At 39.8% G+C, this 18,418-nt stretch carries 10 protein-coding genes; 3 read left to right on the top strand and 7 right to left on the bottom strand.

Annotated elements, in window-relative coordinates; translation table 11 throughout:
• Positions 1-96: 96 nt before the first annotated feature.
• The 6 genes from DXB58_RS08225 to DXB58_RS08200 form a co-directional block, all read right to left on the bottom strand.
• Complete coding sequence (locus tag DXB58_RS08225; RefSeq protein ID WP_004324299.1) at positions 97-996, bottom strand: endonuclease/exonuclease/phosphatase family protein; 900 nt, start codon at positions 994-996, stop codon at positions 97-99.
• Between the two features lie 161 nt (positions 997-1,157).
• The gene (locus tag DXB58_RS08220) at positions 1,158-2,924 is read right to left on the bottom strand and encodes a RagB/SusD family nutrient uptake outer membrane protein (RefSeq protein WP_008998194.1); all 1,767 of its coding nucleotides are present in this window, start codon (positions 2,922-2,924) and stop codon (positions 1,158-1,160) included.
• 14 nt (positions 2,925-2,938) lie between these two features.
• Positions 2,939-6,499 carry a TonB-dependent receptor gene (locus DXB58_RS08215; RefSeq protein ID WP_122136496.1) on the bottom strand — a complete coding sequence of 1,187 codons (3,561 nt, stop codon included), beginning with the start codon at positions 6,497-6,499 and terminating at the stop codon, positions 2,939-2,941.
• A 150-nt stretch (positions 6,500-6,649) separates the two neighbouring features.
• The gene (locus DXB58_RS08210) at positions 6,650-7,594 is read right to left on the bottom strand and encodes a FecR family protein (protein WP_008998192.1); all 945 of its coding nucleotides are present in this window, start codon (positions 7,592-7,594) and stop codon (positions 6,650-6,652) included.
• Positions 7,595-7,758: 164 nt separating this feature from the next.
• Positions 7,759-9,258, bottom strand: a complete 1,500-nt coding sequence (locus DXB58_RS08205; protein WP_004324302.1) for an IPT/TIG domain-containing protein — start codon at positions 9,256-9,258, stop codon at positions 7,759-7,761.
• Positions 9,259-9,696: 438 nt separating this feature from the next.
• Positions 9,697-10,266, bottom strand: coding sequence for an RNA polymerase sigma-70 factor (locus tag DXB58_RS08200; protein ID WP_004307454.1), 570 nt, complete (start codon positions 10,264-10,266; stop codon positions 9,697-9,699).
• Positions 10,267-10,727: 461 nt separating this feature from the next.
• Between DXB58_RS08200 and DXB58_RS08195 the strand changes: the two genes are divergently transcribed.
• The 3 genes from DXB58_RS08195 to DXB58_RS08185 all read left to right on the top strand — a co-directional run bounded on the left by DXB58_RS08195 (position 10,728) and on the right by DXB58_RS08185 (position 16,621).
• Positions 10,728-11,930, top strand: a complete 1,203-nt coding sequence (locus DXB58_RS08195) for a glycoside hydrolase family 88 protein (protein ID WP_117936507.1) — start codon at positions 10,728-10,730, stop codon at positions 11,928-11,930.
• A gap of 165 nt (positions 11,931-12,095) precedes the next feature.
• Complete coding sequence (locus tag DXB58_RS08190; protein ID WP_117936509.1) at positions 12,096-13,646, top strand: sulfatase; 1,551 nt, start codon at positions 12,096-12,098, stop codon at positions 13,644-13,646.
• Positions 13,647-13,759: 113 nt separating this feature from the next.
• Positions 13,760-16,621: a chondroitinase family polysaccharide lyase gene (locus tag DXB58_RS08185; RefSeq protein WP_122136495.1), complete on the top strand. Its 2,862-nt coding sequence runs from the start codon at positions 13,760-13,762 to the stop codon at positions 16,619-16,621.
• 140 nt (positions 16,622-16,761) lie between these two features.
• Here the strand turns inward: DXB58_RS08185 and cysS are convergent, their stop codons facing one another.
• Entirely contained in the window at positions 16,762-18,243 is a 1,482-nt protein-coding gene (gene cysS, locus DXB58_RS08180) for a cysteine--tRNA ligase (RefSeq protein ID WP_117936513.1), read from the bottom strand.
• Positions 18,244-18,418: the final 175 nt, after the last annotated feature.

Genomic DNA, 18,418 nt, shown 5'->3' with positions numbered 1-18,418 from the left:
CGAATGTGTAAACAGAAGTGAGGCCCCTTCTTGGTATGCAGACGTTTGCTAGTCTATGGGCACTCACTATGTCAGGCTCACGTTAATTTGTCTTCATTATAATTCTGCTTTTATCATAATAGGATAATGATCGGAAGAAAATCGTCCTTGACGCGCATCATCCGTAATGGTTTCAAAGGAGAGAACTTTAATGCTTTTTTCCACTAAAATATAGTCGATTCGATGTTCTGGGTTGAAATCGAAATTCCAATAATGCAAAGTGCCTGCAGGACCTTTCGGGGTAGTCTCTGATATGCTATAAGAATCTTTGAATAGTCCGGAATTTAGAATAAAGGAAATAGGTTCTTCATCTGGGTCACAGTTTAAATCACCGGTACAAAAGTAAGGCAGATCTCCTGCTATTTCTTGTACTTTCTGAACAAGTAACTTTGCGGAGTTGACGCGTGCTTCATTGCTGACATGATCAAAATGCGATGAGAAGAAGAAAAAATATTTGTCCGTCTTTTTATCTTTGAATTTACCCCATGTGCAGATTCGGTTGCAAAAAGAGTTCCAACTTTTAGACGGCTTGTCCGGAGTTTCTGAATACCAAAATTGTCCATGATATAATAATTCCACTCTTTCTTTTTTGTAAAGAATAGGGCAGAACTCTCCAGCTTCTTTTCCATCGTCACGACCTGTACCTATGTATTCATATTGTTTTAATTCTAACAGATCATTCAGTTGGTTTAAAAGACACTCATTAACGCCAAAGATATCAAAATCATGTGATGTGATGATTTCTTTTGCCATTGTCTTTCGGTTTGCCCAAACGTATTGTCCATCTTCAGGTGTGTCATAGCGAATATTGAATTGGGCTACGCAAAGAGAGTTGGATGGCGTTTCATTGTTAAATGGAGGCATTTCTAGTTCATCTTCTATTGTTGAATTGGAGCAACCAATAAAAAAAAATGAAAGAAGAAAGAAGTTGTAAATGAAATTTCTTTTAGAGTTCATAGGTCTTGTTTTAATTATTAGTATTTTATAATTCCATATATTAGTGAGATGGTAAGTTTGAAAATGAATTCAGGTGAAAAAGCGGAGTTATTGCATAAATAGAGAGTTAAAACTTGCATCCTTGCAATAGCTCCACTTGATTTCCTATTGAATATTTTCGACTAAAAATTTAAGCCGTCATCCCAGCCCGGATTTTGCGTAAGTGCACCATTTGTGATGAGACGTTCATTAGAGGGTATTGGGTAAAAATAATCACGTTGTTCATTCCAGAAAAGCGTGAGGCCTTTATGAGGAGATAGATAACCTTTATTTCCATCAGAAAGTTTAATGTCGGAATCTATCTTTAAGTATGTTATACCTTGTGCATTACCAGGCTTTGTGTCTGTATAAAGACAAATATCGTTTTGTCCGTCACCGTTAAGGTCATATTCGCCGGGAGATGGAAAATACATACCCAATATGGCTTGTTTCATGTTTTGCCCGGCTTTCCAGCGCAGGATGTCATCATAACGAAAATGTTCAGAAAGCAATTCGATTGTTCTTTCACGACGAATTTCCAAGATTACCCCTTGATTAGCGCCGGAGACATTTGGGTAGCCGGTAGTGTTTGCTAATAAATAGGGGTCTGGATTTGCATTGGCTGTTTTCATGATGAGATGGGGCATTCCTACACGGTCGCGCAATTTATTGATAGAAATATCCAAATCATCTTGAGTTAATTGGTTGATTTCAGCTAAAGCTTCTGCATAGTTAAGGTAAACTTCTGCAAGTCTAAAATAGAAGAGATCAATATCACTTTTTCCTCCTACTGCTTCATCTTCATATTTAATTAACTGATATCCGGTCACGCAAGCATTAAGGTCTGGAATATTTTTTCTGTTTGATACTATGGGCTGATAACTTGGGGTACAAATAGACTGTGCAAGACGTGGATCACGATTTTTGCATTCATCTACAAAAGTCATAGTTTCCCAATTGGGATTGTCTGTAAACCGGGAACCATCATTCATCAGATAACTAGCTATAATTTTTCTAGTCACTCCAGGACGTCCTTCACCTACGCTTGTGTGATATGTACCAACTGTATTGTATATATCATACGTTAAATTATAATTTCTTGCCATAATTACTTCCGTTGTTGGAGCATTTTGTGAAGTAAAGAGTTTTCGGTATGCCTGGTTCGTTCCACCTTCTGTATATAAGGTATAATTGCTTTCCTTCATTAATTCTCTAGAGGCTGTTATAGATTCTTGCAAGAAAAAATCGGCATTAGTGCTAAGATTTAAATTGTGGTACTTTCTGAATGTGCCTTCAAAAAGGCAAACTCTGGATTTAAGAGACAATGCTGTCCACTTTGTTACTGTATAAACAGAAGGCGTTGTAGAAAGATTGGTGATGGCAAAATCGAGATCTTCCAATATATTTTTCATGACCAATTCTCGAGAGTCTCTCGGTTTGTTTAATTGGTCTGTTTCAGAAACGAATAATTCTGTGTCATACCATGGGACATCCCCAAATCTTTTTACCATTTCGAAATAAAAATATGCTCTGAAAAAACGGGTTAATGCTTGATAACGTGTCCTGACCGTTTTATCCTTACAATTGACAGAGTATTGCAATAGAGTGTTGAAACGCCGTAAGTATCCCCATTCCCAGCCTCCTCCTGAAGCTGGAACTGTACGGGAGTCTGTTGCCGCGCTATTGGGAGTACTATGAGTTATATTATCGGCATCATCTTTATAAAGATCTCTGTCTTTGGGGAGAGAATTGTAGAAATTTGTGCTAAAAGCCTGTAAATCAGCTTCGGTAGAAAAGAACGTTTCTGGAGTGATTTTGTCTTTCGGCGTTACATCAAGTAAATCATCACATGAACTAAAGCTCAGTATAAATATTGAAGCTGCGATGAGTAAGAATATGTTATTTTTCATATAGTCAAAATTAATTAGAAGTTAATATTAACACCAAATGTGAAACTTTTTTGCCAAGGATAGACCTTCAAAGTTCCGCCTTGTCTGGCTTGTTCCGGGTCGACATAGTCGGTTTTTATTGGTGACCAATAAGCAAGATTTTCTCCGGAAAAATAAAGACGAACTAAGTCAAGGCCTATTTTGTTAGTCAGAAACTTAGGAAGTGAATAACCGATTGTCAGGTTTTTTAATCGACAATAACCAATATTTTGAAGATAGCGGTCATTCACTGTTGAAAGTTCCGAATTTTCTGTAAGGGCAACAGCTGTTCTAGGTCTGGGGAAGTAAGCGTTGGGATTATCTTCTGACCAACATAATTTTTGAAAATCCTTCGGAATAAATGTTCCGTAGGGGCGGTTGTAATATCCCCAAAATGCTTGGGCTTCTCTTCCTGGATACCAATCTATGTGGCCGATACCTTGGAAGAATATATTAAAATCAAATCCATACCATTGGAAAGCCAAGTTAGTGCCATATTGATAGCGTGGAGAACTATTTCCTAAAATTTCGCGGTCACCGGAGCTTCCGACTCTGTTTTCACCGATACTTATAGTTTTGTTACCATCCAGATCCCGGTATTTTAAATCGCCGGCACGTACTCCCCGGTATTCACCCGATGAACTATTGATAGTGGTGTTTACAGATCTTTGATCTACTTCATAGTTCTTAGCTTCTTCATCGGTCGCAAAGAAGCCATCGACGCGATATCCCCATATTTCACCAATCCGCATTCCTTCATAATAAGTCTTAGCTAATAGTTTGTCGGGGTTGTCGAATTTGGTGATTTCACTGATGTAATCACTGAATGTAAAACTCAGTTGATAAGAGAAAGGTTTGTTGCCTAACTTAAACTGATCTCGCCAAGCAACAGAGAGTTCATAGCCCTTTGTACGCATATCTGCACTGTTCATTTTAGGAGCGGAAGTGCCATATACGGCGGGTAATGTGATGCCGGCGGTAAGCATATCCTTTGTATCCCGAATATAATATTCTCCGGTGAAAGTTAATCTGTTGTCCAAAAATGTCATATCCACACCAGCATTATGTTGTTGTACAGTCTCCCATGTCAGATTGTCGGCAGAGGGAGCGGAAATGTCTGCGTAAGATGGTCTCGCACCTCCGAATAAATATCCGGTAGTTCCTATACTGATAGTGCGGATATAGTCATAATAGCCAACTTGTTGGTTTCCTAAACTACCAAAAGAGTATCTGAACTTTAAATTGTTACACCAGTCTTTCATATTGCTGAAAAACTTTTCTTCCGAGACTCTCCAACCAACAGACATAGAAGGAAAGAATCCCCAGCGATGACCAGAAGCAAAACGAGAGGTACCATCATAACGTCCGCTTAGTTCAAGTAAATATATCCCTTTGTAGTCATAGTTTATACGTCCGAAAAAACCTGCAAGTTTATATTCATTTTGCCCTCCTGTCACTTCCATCCGTTTTTGGTTTGTGGCAGGATCTACTCCTATCAGGTTAAAATCATCCAAAACATCGGAAAGAAGATTATATCCTGTGCCACGAACAGTCTTGTTGTAACGAGTTTCATAATTAAAACCACCTGTAACTTTATAATTATGTTTGTTGGATACAGAACCTTGGTATGTGGCAAATACATTCGTTGCCCAATATTCATTGGGGGCAAATTGCTCAAACATTTGATTTTGGAAATTACCGGTATTAAGTATGGATGTTTCTCCCGGATATTTGGAATATGTTCCATTAGATTGCCGGCGTATGTCGTATTGGTTATAGAGCATGTATGTCAAGTTAGCTTTTATCTCCAACCCTTTCAATGGTTTTAATGTAAGTTCTGTAGTGGTCTTGAAGTTATCTTTACGAGTTTTATTTCTGAACCCTTCGCTGTCTAATATGACTAATAAACCGTCCATAATGGCATAGTCGGTCAGTGAAGTAGTATAAAGGCTTGTCCCGTCAGGATTTTGGGTAGGGAAACTTGCCAAACCATGGTTCTGGGCTTGAGATATGTTCGAATTTATACCTCCCAATCCAGGATAAGTATAATTAGAATTGAAAAATTCAGTATTGTTACTAATGTTAAGCCAATCAGTAATATCTGCGGAAATCCTTGAATGGAAATTTATTCTTCTGAATTTGTCAGTATTTCTTCGATACATTCCTTCTTCACTATTATAACCAGCCGAAAGGTAAAATTTCAATTTGTTTGTTCCTCCGGATATGGAAATATTGTGGCTTTGCAATGGTTTCTTGTCTTTGAACAAGTATTGCCACCAATCCGTATTGGCGTAGTATAAGTATACATTCTGTCCGTTTCTCTTATCCAATACGGTCCAAGGGCGGGCAGGATCTTCTGTCTTGTCGTTTCTTCTTTCCCATAACTCTTTCATGTCTTCTTCTGTATACGAGGTATAGCGACGCCCGTTATTGGGAATGTAAAACTGGTCAACCAAAGAAACATGGTAATAACCACGGTTTTCGTAATCCGTAGATGTAGTGGGTTCTGTCCAACCAACACGCCCACTATAGCTAATTTGTACTTTCCCATCAGAAGAACCGGATTTTGTTGTGACTAAAATAACTCCGAATGAAGCACGTCCACCATAAATAGCAGCGGCGGAGGCGTCTTTTATAACTGAAATTGATTCTATATCATTAGGGTTTACACGGTCAAGGTCCCCTTCAACTCCATCGACTAACACCAATGGTGAGCCTCCGTTGATTGAGTTCGTACCACGGATATTAAAGCTTGCAGTATTACCCGGTACACCGGAAGAAGTGGTGATATTGAGACCGGGTACACTTCCTTGTAGCATGTGTGTAACGCTACTGGCCGGTCTGTCTACAAGCTCTTGAGATGTAACGGTCGAAATTGCTCCTGTTAGATTAGTTCGTTTCTGAGAGCCATAACCAACCACCACTACTTCGTCTAAGGTCTTAACATCTTCCACTAAAAAGACTTTTAAGCTATTCAAGTTCTTTAATTTTATTGTTTGTGGAATGTATCCTATATAACTGAATTGAAGAACATCACCAATGTCGGCTGATAATGAAAACTTCCCGTTTATATCAGTTATTGATCCCTGTGATATACCCTTTACTGTTATTGTAACTCCGATCAAAGGCTCCCCGGCTCTATCTGTTACCACTCCGGTGATTTTTTTTATTGTCGGGGTTTGGGTAATTTCTTTTTTAGTGAGTATTATATGGTTTCCTTCTATTTTATAAATAATAGGAGATTCATGTAGTAATATGGACAATACTTCAGAAACGGGTCTGGCCTTCACGCTGATGCTTTTGTGCAAATTTACATCTACATTTTTTTTATAGATGAATAAGTAATTGGTTTGAGATTCAATTTCACTCAATATAGATTCCAGTCTGACATCTTGCTTATTAATTGTAACTTTGGCATTTTGAGAATTTGCATTCTTTGCCATTAAGCTAAATGAGCAGAATAACAAAAGGAATATAGATGTTCGCATAATTCTAAATAATTGTTTTGAATTTGGATTTTTTTTGCAGTAAAAATCCAATAAAGAAATATTTTTCATATATTTGTAACTGATTTATTAATACGATTTTATAAAAATTGTGTTAGGCAGGAGCTGATAGATAGGGCAAATATCTGTCAGCTCTTTTGTTTTTCAATTAGTATCATTTCATAGGCTTGTTTCTCCCGTGTTATTGAGTTAATATTCTTATTATTTTATATAAATGATGTCATCTGTTGTATGTTTGTTATAAATAAAAGGTACATCCTTTTGTAATATCCGAAGGGCGTAATCCAAGCCGTCAGAGATTCTGAATTTTCCTGTTAATATTATGTTGGTAATGCTAGGCTTGTCTACTATAATTTTCAGGTTATAATATTTCTCCAAGTCTTTTATTATTTCTATGAACGATTTGTTTTTGAAGCAATACAATCCTTCTTTCCAGCGATATATATTATAATCTTCAATTTTGCTTATCACTAATTTGCCATTTTTTAGGGTGCTCTTATAGTCAGGTAATAAAACTTGTGAAATATTATTGTCGGAAGGTGATTTGATTTTTATTTTTCCTTGTATTAAAGAAGCTTCGAAGTTTTGTTGTTTAGCATAAGCCTCTACATTAAATTTTGTGCCCAATACTTCTATGTCCATTGCATGAGTATGTACTATGAACGGGCACTTTTCGTTACGGGCAACATCAAAATAGGCTTCTCCGTCTAATATTATTTCACGTTTATCTTCCATGAATGAAACAGGATATTGCATTTGTGTTCCTGCATTTAGCCAAACATTTGATCCATCGGGCAATTCAATATTTACGCGTTGTCCGGCGGGGACTATTATTGTTTGCATAGCTATGTCAACATGCTTATGATGCTCATTCGTTATTGAAAAGATAGTAGCTGTAATACTTACCGCAATGATTATCACAGAAGCAATCTTTAAGAATTCCCTGATGAAATATCTGTTTCTTTTTGTTGTATTTATTGCTGTCCATTTAGGGTTTCCTATAAGAATCATTGCATTGAATAACTTGCGCTCTCGGTGAAACTGTTTGCTATGTTCTTCTGAACTTTCAGCCCACTCTTTCACTGCTCTCATTTCTTCAATAGATGCTTGTCCCTCGAAAAATCGGTATAATGAATTTTTGTCCATAGGTGCTTTTTATAATGATAGCGAACAAAGAGGGTTTATCCCTAGTGGAAAACTCATTTTTTGCAATTGTACAATTTTTTAAGTTTAGCCGCACACACAGGTTATAGAAGCTGTGTGTGCAGGTTATTTGAGTCGTTAATTAATTTGGGTAAATTTGATACATGTTATTTGTAGCCGATGGTAACTTTGTGTATAGCTTTGTTAGGACCGTCTGCTATGTATATGGTTCCATCTGTATCTTGTACAAAGTCAACCGGACTAGTGGTGCCTGAATCTTTCCAACCATTTTCGGCTTTACAAACGAGGATGATTGTGGCGTCCTGATAACCATTCTTTCCAGGTTTTAGGATCTTGGTTTTACGGGTGCCACTATTACCGTCACTGAACCATATGTAGCCATCCTTATCTACCATTAGCCCCTCTGCTTTTTCCAATTTGGCTGTTTTAGGATCTTCTGTTATATCCTCCGTTATAACTTTGTTACCTCCACCTGCAATCAATGTATAAGCGCCGCTAGAGTCTACTTTATAAATATAGCCGGCATTTGATCCGTCTGTTGCTGCTGCTATCAAGTTACCAGCAGCATCAAAAGCTATGGCTTGTATTTGACGGCCGGTAATTTTAACAAATTCCAACCTTGAACTGCTGTTATAATTTCCTGATGGATATTTTTGGATCGTTCCGGAATTACGGCAAACCGCATACATATTGTTGTATTGGTCAAATTTTACATCCATAAGGTTGTCCAACCCGTTGCGAGTTAACAAATCGGAAACTTGTTTTGTATTAGGATCCCATACGCTAATTTTATCTTCTCCTTTATATGCGAGGTAAAGTTTTCCATTAGTAGGATTAGTGGTGATTTTCAGCAGAACAGTTCCTGTGCCATTGGGGACGATTTTTTCTCGTTCCATTGTTCTTAAATCTATTGCCCAAGCCTCTGTAGCACTACCACCGTTAGTACTGTAAGCTAATCTGCCATCTTTTAAGAATGTAACGCTTTTTAAATCCTGGGTATTAATATCACTAGGTACAGTGATGAAATTTTGTGTACATTCGTAAATCCTCTCTCTTGTATCTTCGTATGTGAAAAGAGCCGGATTTTTGCCTGTTTTTACACCTACAGAGACGGTTACTGCATAAGTTCCTATTTCGTTTTGAGGTGCGATAATTTTCAATTCGGTCTCTGTGGCATATTTAACAGTTGCTATTGCATCTCCTATTTTTACAATGTTTTCTTCGGGGGTGGTACTGAAGTTCTCGCCGATGATAGTAATTTCCGTGTTTTCTGTTCCGGAGCTTGGGCTGATGGAGCTAACAACAGGAGTGTAGTCTACGTAAGTAAATCTTAAGTTCTCTGTCTTTTGGGCACCTACCATTACTTCTATAATACATTCTCCTGCTTCATTTGCCGGGGCAATTACCTGTAGTTGGGTAGCTGTTACCGATGTAATAGTAGCTTTGGCATTTTTTAAATATACTTTGGCTTGATCTGTAAAATTTTCACCGATAATGGTTATCTTAGTTCCTATTTCTCCTTTTGCGGGAGAACTGGTTGTTGTTTTCAGTTGGAGAGGTGTTGATTGCGAATTTTCATCATCACCGGAGCAGCTGAACATAAGTAAGGCTGTACAAACAGCCATGAATGCTGAAGTCGTTTTCATAATAAATTTGATTAGATGAATAAAAGTGTTTATAAATACAAATTATATAGGTTGAGTAAGAACGCTCTTCACTTTTGCGAATATAAATAGCTGTGTTTTCCATTTTTCATGTTCGCATATATGGTGGCTCTTTCATTGCGAAAATAATAGAGTAAGGTCTTATTCATAAATACTTTATTTTTTTGATGTATTTATAGTAATAACGAACAGAGTAAGTTTATCCCTAGTAAGAAAGTGTTTTTTTAGATTCTTCTTTTAAGTATTTGTGTTTTTTCTTTCATTCCGGCTTGCAGCACCTTTTTCGTGCGGAGAGGAAACCATGTGGATGTTTGTCATGTCATACTTACGTTTTTGTGCTTTTATTGATCAAAAGGTTCTGGTTCTAGAATATAGGATACATGGGAAGTGAAAAAGTATGATTGGAGTTGTAGTGGTTTTCTAGTTTAAGAAAAAAAGAAGTAGCGTTGTTGGCAAATAGTCTTTTAAAGCTATTCGTAGAACTTTTGTGGCTTTGTTTATATGATATTCGACACCTTTTGTTGTCATGTTCAATAGGTCTGCTATTTCTTTGTGGGATTTATTTTCGTATCGACTCATGGCAAAAATACGTCTGGTTTGCTCCGGTAAAGTTTCTAAGGTTCTATTTACGATTTCTTGAATCTCAGCTGTGAAAATTTCATTAGGTTCAAGTTCTTCTAGAGTTGCGATTCTATTAGATAACTCCCAAGAGTAGATTTGAAAGATTTTATCGGAAGCCATTTGACGAACCTGTTGATTTCGAAGATAATCTATACATTTATGCTTCAAGACAGTCAAAACATAAGCTGGTATGTTTATGTCTGAAGGCAATCGTTCCTTGTTTTCCCAATAATACATAATTGATTCAATGACAAAGTCCTCGGCCACGGCTTCATCATGCACGTACGTAGAGGCAAAATGAATGAAGCGGCGTTGATAGTCAATGAAAAATTGGTTGAAATTGTTGGTGTAATTGTTTTTATTGAACATGCGTTTTATAGTTATGCTCTGCAAATATACACTAATTTCCTATAAACGATGTCTTATTGGCTTCTTATAGAATTAAAAAAGGTTAAGTATTACCTTTTGGCGTGAAAGAAGCTATCTGTAATGTACTTGAAATAAGGTGTTGTTGTCATTTAAACTTCGAGTTTACACTAGTTTTATAGCGGTAGAATATAGTTTTATATCTTTAATAACAATGAATAGAAATGAATTTAATGAATGAGTTTTGAGATAATAAATACTGTGCTGACTAATTTGTTGGGTCAGTTGTGTTAAGACGACCAAACTGAGTTGGAAAGTCTTTGGAAATGCTTGTGCAAATAATTATTTCAGTAAAATGTACCAAAATAGTTCCTCATTTGGATTATTTGGGTCGGTCTATTCTCTTTAAATGCACTACTTTTGCCATCAGGAAAATTAATCACTTAATAAACAATCCATGTATTATGAAAACAATTCTTAGCGCATTAGGACTTTCCCTTTTGATCTTAACGAGTTGCGGTGGACAAAAAAAGGTTGAAGTAGACTTTATTCAGGACAACATCGACAACGCAGTTGCACAAAACACGATTCAAACGGATATTATTGAAAAATCTGGTAAGATCCTGAATCCAAGAACTATCAACAAAGACGGTAGCATTTCTTACATACCTATTGATGACTGGTGTTCCGGTTTTTTCCCCGGCAGTATATGGCTCACATATAAATTGACTGGAGATCAGAAATGGTTACCATTAGCCGAAAAATACACGGAAGCCCTTGATTCGGTAAAATATCTGAAATGGCATCATGACGTAGGTTTTATGATTGGTTGCAGTTATCTGAACGGCTACCGTTTTGCAGACAAGAAAAAATATAAAGATGTAATTATTGAAACAGCTAAGTCACTTTCTACCCGTTTTCGCCCGAATGCTGGCGTTATCCAGTCATGGGATGCTGATAGAGGCTGGCAGGGAACACGTGGATGGAAATGCCCGGTGATTATTGATAATATGATGAATCTCGAACTTTTGTTTGAAGCGACAGCTTTTTCAGGAGATTCTACTTTCTATAATATTGCAGTGAAACATGCCGATACAACAATAGCTCACCACTTCCGTCCGGACAACAGCTGCTATCATGTGGTAGATTACGATCCGGAGACAGGCGAAGTGCGCAAGAGACAAACTGCGCAGGGATATGCAGACGAATCTGCCTGGGCTCGCGGACAAGCTTGGGCTCTCTATGGATATACTACCTGCTATCGCTACACGAAAGATAAGAAATACCTCGACCAGGCGCAAAAGGTGTATAACTTTATCTTTAATAATAAAAACTTGCCGGAAGATCTCGTTCCTTACTGGGATTACGATGCTCCGAATATTCCAAACGAACCGCGTGATGCTTCTGCTGCTGCTTGTACAGCTTCCGCCCTTTATGAACTGGATGGTTACCTGCCGGGTAATCATTACAAGGAAACTGCTGATAAGATTATGGAAAGTTTAGGCTCGCCTGTTTATCGTGCAAAGGTTGGAACAAATGGAAATTTTATCCTGATGCATTCAGTTGGCAGTATTCCTCACGGTCAGGAAATCGATGTTCCTCTGAATTATGCTGACTACTACTTCCTGGAAGGACTTATGCGTAAAAGAGACTTGGAAAAGAAATAAGGAATGAGAAATACAAAAAAATAATGAACAGTAAACAGTGAACAATGAATAATCTACGGATTCTAACGTAACATGTTTACTGTTTATTATTCAATATTTATTGTTTATTATTTCCCTCTTATCATTTACTACTAACCTGTTTTTAATCATTTATCATAAACCATCATGAATAAACCTATAAACCTTCTTGTAGGAGGCTTGACGCTGTTTGCCGCACAAGGTTGCAAGGCTCCGAAGCAAGCGTCCCAACAAGCGGAGCATCCTAATATAATCTATGTATTTCCCGATCAATACCGTAACCAGGCGATGGGCTTCTGGAGCCAGGACGGATTTCGGGATAAAGTAAACTTTGAAGGAGACCCCGTGCATACTCCTAATCTGGATGCCTTTGCACGTGAATCTATGGTCTTGTCGTCTGCACAGAGTAACTGTCCGTTGAGCAGCCCTCATCGTGGAATGTTACTGACCGGTATGTATCCGAACAAAAGCGGTGTACCATTGAATTGCAATTCTACACGTCCGATCAGTTCCTTACGCGAGGATGCGGAATGTATCGGCGATGTGTTCAGCAAAGCAGGTTATGACTGTGCTTATTTTGGTAAACTTCACGCTGACTTCCCGACTCCGAACGATCCCGAACATCCGGGACAGTATGTGGAAGAAAAACGTCCGGCATGGGATGCCTATACACCGAAAGAACGCCGGCACGGCTTTAACTACTGGTATTCTTACGGAACATTTGACGAACACAAGAACCCGCATTATTGGGATACGGATGGTAAGAGACACGATCCGAAGGAATGGTCACCTTTGCACGAATCAGGCAAAGTCATTTCTTATCTGAAAAATGACGGTAACGTACGTGATACCAAGAAACCTTTCTTCATAATGGTGGGCATGAATCCTCCTCACAGCCCGTATCGCTCCTTGAATGACTGTGAAGAGCAGGATTTTAATCTTTATAAAGATCAGCCTCTGGATAGTCTGTTGATTCGTCCGAATGTCGATTTGAAGATGAAGAAAGCGGAGTCTGCACGTTATTATTTCGCTTCCGTTACCGGAGTAGACCGTGCTTTCGGACAGATTTTGACGACATTGAAAGAATTGGGATTGGATAAGAATACAGTCGTAATCTTTGCTTCCGATCATGGTGAGACGATGTGTAGCCAGCGCACTGATGATCCGAAGAATTCCCCTTATTCTGAATCCATGAATATTCCGTTCCTGGTTCGTTTTCCCGGTAAGATTCAGCCGAGGGTAGATGATTTATTGCTCTCCGCTCCTGATATTATGCCTACGGTGCTTGGCTTGTGCGGACTGGGTGATTCTATTCCGGCGGAAGTGCAGGGACGTAATTTCGCTCCTCTTTTCTTCGATGAAAAGGCTGAAATTGTTCGTCCTACAGGTGCACTGTATATTCAGAATGTAGATGGCGATAAAGATGAAAATGGATTGGTGCAGACTTACTTCCCTTCTTCAAGAGGTATCAAGACGGCTCAATATACATTGGCGTTATATATCGACCGTGATACGAAGCAATTGAAGAAAAGCCTCTTATTCGATGATGTAAAAGATCCATATCAACTGCATAACCTGCCTTTGGAAGAAAATAAGGAGATTGTGGCACAACTTTGCGGTGAAATGGGAGCTATGTTGAAGGAAATTAATGATCCTTGGTATACGGAAAAGATTCTGTCGGATCGGATTCCTTATTAGCGATTAGTAATTTATAAAACGCTGATTAACTCAAATAAGTGCCAATTTTAGGAGTAAATCTCTGCGACAATAATAGGTGTTAATCCGCATCCGCGTTTAAATTGAAAATAGTAATGAAAAACAGTTGTTTTATAGTATTATTCCTTTTGGGAATCATTCCTTCAGCTTTCGCTCAACTCATCGGATTTGAAGAAGAAGTGCCCGAAGCATTTACAGTTTCCGGAAAGGGAGAAGTGAAAATCTCTTCTCTTTTTTACAAAGAGGGTGAAAGTAGTCTGGAATGGGACTTTCAGCCCGGTTCTACGCTGGATGTTCAAATTGCTCCTTTATCGTTGAATACGAGAAACGAGAAGCAGTTCGGCATTACCTTGTGGATTTATAATGAGAAACCACAGCAGGATTCTATTCGTTTTGAGTTTCTGAATAAGGAGGGAGAAGTCTCTTATTGGTTCTCTTATCGTTTGCAGGCAGCAGGTTGGCGGGCTTGCTGGATCTCTTTTGAGTATATGCAGGGCGACAAGAAAGATAAGAAGATTGTAGCCTATCGACTGGTTGCCCCGCAACGGAAGGGGCGTATCTTTCTTGACCGTCTGATTTTCCCGGAAAAGAAAATGAATCTTCGTACCACTCCCGACCAGCAGTTGCCTACCAATAATGGGCTGTCTAATCGTGACCTGTGGCATTGGTGTCTCGTGTGGAAATGGGAACAACAGTCGTATGATATTCCTCTGCCTTCTAAATTGACAAGCGAGCAAAAGAAGGCGTTGAAGACTATCGAACAACGTTTGACTGACTTTCTGGAAGTGAAAAAGGCTCCGCAAGGACCGATTAATGCTGCCTATAAAACATTTGAGAAAGCGGCTATCAGTCCATCCATCGCCGGAACGGGATTTATAGGAACTCCGATTGTCACTCCTGATGAACAGGACAAGAAGAAAGGAGAAATGTCATGGAACGATATTGAAACGATGCTTTCCGGTTTTGCCTATGATGCTTGTTATAACCAGAACGAAACATCAAAGAAAAACTACTTTACCGTATTCGACTATGCTATCGATCAGGGATTTGCCTATGGTAGCGGTATGGGCACCAATCATCATTATGGTTATCAGGTACGTAAGATATATACAACTGCCTGGCTGATGCGTGATGCTATCTACAAACATCCTCATCGGGATGCTTATCTCTCCACATTGCGTTTTTGGGCGGCTCTACAAGAAACTCGTCAGCCATGCTCTCCAACACGTGATGAATTGTTGGATTCCTGGCATACGTTATTGATGGCGAAATTTATTTCCGCTATGATGTTTCCCGATGCAAGAGAACAGGCGCAAGCGTTGAGCGGATTATCACGTTGGCTATCTTCTTCTTTGCGTTATACTCCGGGAACGATCGGTGGTATAAAGGTAGACGGTACGACTTTCCATCATGGCGGTTTCTATCCGGGATATACCACTGGAGTACTTGCGACTGTAGGAGAATATATTGCATTTACCAATGGTACAAGTTTTGAACTGACCGAAGATGCGCGCAAACACATGAAATCAGCCTTTATTGCTATGCGCAATTATTGCAATTTCTATGAATGGGGCATCGGAATCAGTGGCCGTCATCCTTTTGGAGGAAAGATGGGAAGCGATGATATCGAAGCATTTGCCAATATCGCTTTATCCGGCGATTTGTCCGGTCAGGGAAATACGTTTGATCGTGGTCTGGCTGCCGACTATTTACGTCTGATACGCAACGGTGATACTCCGAATGCGCGTTTCTTCAAGAAGGAAGGTATTCAACCGGCACAGGCTCCACAGGGATTCTTCGTTTACAACTATGGTTCGGCAGGTATTTTCCGTCGTGCGGACTGGATGGTGACATTGAAAGGGTATACCACTGACGTATGGGGCTCTGAAATTTATACGAAAGATAACCGTTACGGACGTTATCAGAGTTATGGCTCCGTGCAGATTATAGGGAAAGGAAATCCCGTGTCACGTGCCGGAAGCGGCTTTGTGCAGGAGGGATGGGACTGGAACCGTTTACCGGGTACAACTACCATCCATTTGCCTTTTGACTTGCTTGATAGCCCATTGAAAGGAACGACTATGGCACGCTCCAAAGAGAATTTCTCCGGAAGTAGTTCTTTAGATGGTAAAAATGGAATGTTCGCTATGAAATTGGCAGAACGGGATTATGAGAACTTCACACCGGACTTTGTGGCCCGTAAATCCGTTTTCTGTTTTGATAACCGGATGGTTTGCCTGGGAACAGGTATTGCGAACTCCAATGCGGATTATCCTACGGAAACGACTCTTTTCCAGACAAAATATAATGGTAAGGAGCCCAAAGTAGGAGAGGATAGCTATTGGCTTCATGATGGTTATGACAATTATTATCATGTAGTGGACGGAACCGTTCGTTCACAGGTGGCAGAACAGGAATCACGGCACGAAAAGATACGTGAAGTAACCAAAGGAAAATTCTCTTCTGCCTGGATAGAACATGGCAAGGCACCGAAAGAGGGAACTTATGAATATATGGTATTGATACAGCCTTCTGCTTCCGATCTCGACGAACTGCGCAAAACTCCTGCATACGAGGTGTTGCAACGGGATCAGACTGCTCACGTTGTTTATGATAAAAAGACTGGTATCACGGCGTATGCTGCTTTTGAAGCTTATCAGCCTGCCACTGATAAAGTGTTCGTGGCTATTCCTGCGGAAACAATGGTGATGTATGCAAAGGAATCTGATAAGGGGATCCGTTTAAGCGTCTGTGATCCGAATCTGAATATAGAAGAGAAGACGTATACAACGAAAGAACCCAGCCGTCCTATTACTAAGGAGATACGGCTTAAAGGACATTGGAGATTGACAAGCCCGATGGAAAATGTCCGGTTGGAACAGCAGGGAGACCAGACCGTACTGACGGTAACTTGTCAGCATGGACAGCCGGTTGAAATGCTCATGGAAAATAAATAATTAGTGAATAAGATAAGAGAAAACAAGAATTTAAAGAGAGGGTATTAGTTATAATGTTTCTATGAAAAAAGAGAAGACCGGTTCGTGGTGAGCCGGTCTTCTTTGTATGTACAAGGTGCGTTGAGCACTTTCTTTTCTTGTTACTTATTCAGTCTCCATTCGAAACCGTCTTTGGTATCTTTGATTTCAAATCCGAGTGCTGTCAGTGTGTTGCGGATCTCATCGGAAGTAGCCCAGTCTTTGTTGGCTTTCGCTTTCATACGTTGTTCCAGTAGCATATCTACTACCTTGCCGTAAGCTGCTTCACGACCATCTGAAGAGCCTTTTTCTTCTTTCAATCCCATGATGTCGAAACTGAACAGATGGAATGTTTCTTTCAGGTCTTTCAGGTCTTCGGCGGAGATGGTGGCATTGCCGGCAATGATATTGTTTATAATGCGGGCGCCTTCGAAAAGCTGTGCGATGACAATCGGTGTATTCAAGTCGTCATTCATTGCTTCGTAGCATTTAGCGCGCAGTTCTTTCACGTTGATTCCCTCTGAAGTTGCCGATGAGGAAGTTATCTTATCCAATGCGTCAATGGCTTCCATTAGACGTTGCAGACCCTTTTCGGATGCTTGCAGTGCTTCATTGCTAAAGTCTACCGTGCTGCGGTAATGAGCTTGCAGGATGAAGAAACGGATTGTCATTGGTGTGTAGGCTTGCGCTAGCAGCTTATGAGTACCGGTGAAGAATTCGTCCAGCGTGATGAAGTTGCCAAGTGATTTACCCATCTTGGTTCCGTTGATGGTAATCATGTTGTTGTGCATCCAGTAGTGAACCATGTCATCGCCTTGTGAGGCTACCGATTGTGCGATTTCACATTCGTGGTGAGGGAAAATCAAGTCCATTCCTCCTCCGTGAATATCGAAGTGTTCACCCAGGTATTTGCGTCCCATAGCGGTACATTCGGCGTGCCATCCGGGGAAACCGTCGCTCCATGGAGACGGCCAGCGCATGATATGTTCAGGTTGTGCCTTTTTCCAAAGGGCGAAGTCGGCGGGATTGCGTTTTTCGCTTTGTCCGTCGAGGTCACGGGTGGTATTTAATACGTCGTCCAGATTACGTCCGGAAAGTTTTCCGTAGTGGTAATCTTTATTGTATTTGGCTACATCGAAGTAGACGGAGCCTTCGCTTTCATAGGCGTATCCGGCATCCAAAATCTTCTGTACCAGTTGGATTTGTTCAATGATATGTCCTGAAGCATGTGGCTCAATGCTTGGAGAAAGTACATTCAACGCTTCCATTGCTTTATGATAACGGTTCAGGAAATATTGAACAACTTCCATTGGTTCCAACTCTTCCAGACGTGCTTTCTTGGCAATCTTGTCTTCTCCGTCATCGGCATCGTGTTCCAGATGACCTACGTCGGTAATATTTCGTACGTAGCGTACTTTATATCCTAGGTGGGTGAGATAGCGGAATAACACATCGAAGGTTATAGCCGGACGGGCGTGTCCTAAATGGGCATCTCCGTAAACAGTCGGTCCACACACATACATGCCTACATGAGGTGCATGAAGCGGTACAAACAACTCTTTCTTTCTATCTAAGGTGTTGTAAATGGTAAGTTGATGTTCCATAACATTTTATATTTGTTTTATTGGAACCGCAAAGTTAGTATAAAATCTGAATATGCGCCCTATCTTTAATCGGTTGATTTTAAGTGTCGGGTCGTTTTTACCAGTAATGTGATTTGTTTCCCGGTATGAAACTAACAGTTTCACACCGAGGAACCAATAGTTTCATTCCTTGAAA

The sequence above is a fragment of the Bacteroides sp. OM05-10AA genome (genome assembly GCF_003439055.1).
In the GTDB taxonomy this organism is placed as follows: domain Bacteria; phylum Bacteroidota; class Bacteroidia; order Bacteroidales; family Bacteroidaceae; genus Bacteroides; species Bacteroides intestinigallinarum.
Note: the sequence above shows the minus strand (reverse complement) of the source record. Positions and strands in the feature narration are given on the sequence as shown.